Raw genomic sequence first — 1,056 nt, 5'->3', positions numbered from 1 at the left:
ATGCTCGGCCAATCGGGCTGCAATTTCACCCAGCTCAATCCGGAAACCACGGATCTTGACCTGGTCGTCATTGCGACCCAGAAACGCCAGATTGCCGTTTGGAAGATAACGCGCCAAGTCCCCCGTCTTATACATCCGCGCTTCAGGTTTGCCGGCGAAGGGGTCGTGCAGGAAACGCTCTGCCGTCAGCTCGGGCCGGTTCAGATAGCCACGCGCCACACCGGCGCCTCCGACGTACATTTCGCCTGTGGCCCCCGTCGGAACAGGCTGGCCAAACCCATCGAGAAGATAGAGATTCAAATCCGGCAGACGCTGACCGATCACGCTCGCGTCTTGTAGCGCATCCGATGAGCTCAGGGGGTAATAGGTAACGTGAACCGTGGTTTCGGTAATCCCGTACATGTTCACCAGTTGCGGAGCAGATTCGCCACGCACGCCATACCAGTCGCGCAGGGTCGACGGCTGCAGCGCTTCGCCGCCAAATATGACATAGCGCAGCCGGTCCGATGATGGTTGTACATACTCCATCAAGGCGGTGAAGGCGCTAGGAGTCTGGTTCAGGACAGTGACGCCCCGCTCACAAATCAGCTGGTAGAACGCTTTCGGTGAACGGGTAATGGCATGCGGAACCAACACCAGCGTGCCGCCATAACGAAGGGCCCCCCACAGTTCCCAGACCGAGAAGTCGAAGGCAAAAGAATGGAACAGACACCAAACATCACTGGCCTCAAAACCGAAGGATGGGTGTGTGGTGTCGAACAGGCGCACCACTTGAGCATGTTCGATCATCACCCCTTTGGGCTGTCCGGTTGAACCGGAGGTGTAGATGATATAAGCGAGACTTTCAGGAGTAAGGCCTGAAACTTCAGGGTTAGCGTCCGCCCCGATCAATGCTTCAGCGGGGGCCTCATTGGGATCGAGGACGGTATGAGCCTGCAATGCGTCCCCAAGCGCGTGACGCCCGGCCGCATCAGCCAGCACCAGAGCCGGCGCTGTATCGCCCAGAATGAACGTCAGTCGCTCGCCGGAGTACTCAGGGTCGAGCGGTACATAGGC

At 58.5% G+C, this 1,056-nt stretch carries 1 protein-coding gene; it reads right to left on the bottom strand.

The genetic code is table 11. The annotated features are described in order from the left end of the window. A partial coding sequence (locus tag EC915_RS24720; RefSeq protein ID WP_133753074.1) for an amino acid adenylation domain-containing protein occupies window positions 1–1,056 on the bottom strand: 1,056 nt, incomplete at both ends.

Origin of the sequence: Pseudomonas sp. LP_7_YM (genome assembly GCF_004364435.1) — a bacterium.
Classification (GTDB): domain Bacteria; phylum Pseudomonadota; class Gammaproteobacteria; order Pseudomonadales; family Pseudomonadaceae; genus Aquipseudomonas.
The sequence above is the reverse complement of the archived record's forward strand: the minus strand, read 5'-3'. Positions and strand labels throughout refer to the sequence as shown.